Raw genomic sequence first — 2,177 nt, forward strand, 5'->3', positions numbered from 1 at the left:
CACCACCTCGTCGAAGAGGGCCGCGGCACGCGCGACGACCTCCACGTGGCCGTTGTGGATCGGGTCGAAGGAGCCGGGGCAGATCGCTCGGTGCATGGGGCCCATCCTAGGCACGCTGCCGCGGGACCCTAGACTGGCGGCCATGGACGCCAATGCCGCCGCCGACTCCCCGCAGACGCCCGGCTCCCCCTGGGAGCGCATGGCCCGCGGAGGAGGCCTCCTGACGAGCACCGGGGAGCTGTCCGGGACCGTCTTCGAGGAGATGTCCCGGCTGGCCGCCCGCACGGGGGCGATCAACCTCGGCCAGGGCTTTCCCGACGTCGACGGCCCGCCCGAGATGCTCGACGCCGCCGCGGCCGCCCTGCGCGGCGGCGGCAACCAGTACTCCCCGGTGGCCGGGGTGCCGCGGCTGCGGGAGGCCGTCGCCGAGCACCAGCGCCGCTTCTACGGGATCGAGCCGGACCCGGCCTCCGGCGTCGTGGTGACCGTGGGCGCCTCCGAGGGCCTGGCCGCGAGCCTGCTCGCGTTCCTGCGCCCCGGCGACGAGGTCGTCACCTTCGAGCCGCACTACGACCTCTACGGCGCGGTGGTGGAGTTCGCCGGCGCGCGGCTGGTCACGGTCCCGCTCGAGCCCCCGCTCTTCTCCCCCGACCTCGACCGCCTCGCGGGGGCCTTCGGGCCCCGCACCCGGATGGTGGTCCTCAACGACCCGCACAACCCCACCGGCACCGTGTTCGACGACGCGGCCCTGTCCCGGGTGGCCGAGCTGGCCGCGGAGCACGACTGCGTGGTGGTGACCGACGAGGTCTACGAGCACCTGCGCTTCGCCGGCGGCCACCGCCCCCTGGCCGCCCGGCCGGGGGCCTTCGAGCGGACCCTCACGGTCTCCTCGGTGGGCAAGACGTTCTCGGCCACGGGCTGGCGCGTGGGATGGGTCAGCGGGCCGGCGCACCTGGTCGGCCCGGTGCGCGCCACCAAGGCCTACCTCACGCACAGCGCCGCCACTCCCCTGCAGCTCGGGGCGGCCGCGGCCCTGGGCCTGCCCGACGCCTTCTACGACCGGCTCACCGAGGACTTCCGGCGGCGCCGCGACGTGCTCGTGCAGGGGCTGGCCCGGGCGGGCGCCGAGCCGTTCGAGCCGCAGGGCACGTTCTTCGTCGTGGCGGACGTCCGCGCCCTGTGCGAGCGCCACGGGGTCGGGGACGCCACGGCGCTCGCCCCCGTGCTGGCCGAGGGCGCCGGCGTGGTGGGCGTGCCCGTGCCGGCCCTCGCCTCGGCCGCGCACCGGGGCCTGTACACGACCTGGATGCGCTTCTCCTTCGGCAAGCGCCTGGACCTCCTGGAGGAGGCGGGGCGGCGCCTGGCCCGCTGAGCGCGGGGGCCTGCGTCACACACGTCGGCAACCTTGGCACCGGTGTGCCGGGTGGCTAGCGTGGTGCGCACCCGCGGTCCCGACGGACGCTGCCGAGCACGGCGGGTCGGCGGTCCGAGACGACCGCCGTTGTCAGCAGGGCCGGATCACCGCACGGGCTCGCGCAGACCGGCGACCGGCCCGTCCTCAGGAGTGTTTCCGAAGGGGGAACCATGCCAGCAGGCCAGGGCAAGAACATCCGGCGCGTCACCAGCGTCGACGTGATCCGCAGCAGACAGGGCGAGGGCGATGCCGGCTCCTACACGTTCGAGCTGACGCTCGACGACGGCGTGGAGGAGTACCTGCTCGTCGTCCCGGAGAGCGAGGCCAGCACCGTCGCCCGGCTGATCCAGCACAGCGGCTCCATGCAGCTGGACAAGAACACGGACGACCTGATCTTCGAGAACTACGGGGACTGAGCCGGCCCCCGCACCACGAGGACGGCCACCGCTGCTCCGGCGGCGGTGGCCGTCGTCGTGCTGGACGCGGCCGGGTCGCTCAGACGGCCGCCCGGCGCCCCAGGGCCCGGTAGTCGAAGCCGGCGGCGGTCCACCGCTCGGGGTCGAGCACGTTGCGGCCGTCGAGGATCTGCGGGACGGCCACGAGCGGCTCCAGCTGCTCGGGGGTCATCGTCCTGAACTCGCCCCACTCGGTCAGCAGCAGGACGACCTCGGCGCCGGTCACGGCGGCCTCGAGGGAGTCCACGTAGTCCAGGCGCGGGTAGCGCTTGGCGGCGTTGGCGTTGGCCTTGGGGTCGTAGACGGCG

The 2,177-nt window shown here is 74.6% G+C and carries 4 protein-coding genes; 2 read left to right on the plus strand and 2 right to left on the minus strand.

Annotated elements, in window-relative coordinates; all coding sequences use genetic code 11:
* Positions 1-96, minus strand: a 96-nt coding sequence (locus RIF68_RS35010; protein WP_309055588.1) for an adenylyltransferase/cytidyltransferase family protein, incomplete at its 3' end; no start/stop codon positions are given.
* 46 nt (positions 97-142) lie between these two features.
* Here RIF68_RS35010 and RIF68_RS35015 point away from each other — a divergent pair.
* Both RIF68_RS35015 and RIF68_RS35020 read left to right on the plus strand, forming a co-directional pair.
* Positions 143-1,372 (plus strand): aminotransferase class I/II-fold pyridoxal phosphate-dependent enzyme, encoded by a 1,230-nt coding sequence (locus RIF68_RS35015; RefSeq protein ID WP_309055583.1) that lies wholly within the window; start codon positions 143-145, stop codon positions 1,370-1,372.
* A gap of 212 nt (positions 1,373-1,584) precedes the next feature.
* Positions 1,585-1,830, plus strand: coding sequence for a hypothetical protein (locus RIF68_RS35020; RefSeq protein ID WP_309055584.1), 246 nt, complete (start codon positions 1,585-1,587; stop codon positions 1,828-1,830).
* Positions 1,831-1,909: 79 nt separating this feature from the next.
* Here the strand turns inward: RIF68_RS35020 and RIF68_RS35025 are convergent.
* Positions 1,910-2,177 (minus strand): UDP binding domain-containing protein (locus tag RIF68_RS35025; protein ID WP_309055586.1); only part of this gene is annotated, 268 nt, incomplete at its 5' end.

This window comes from Streptomyces sp. (genome assembly GCF_031178505.1).
Lineage (GTDB): Bacteria > Actinomycetota > Actinomycetes > Streptomycetales > Streptomycetaceae > Streptomyces > Streptomyces gulbargensis.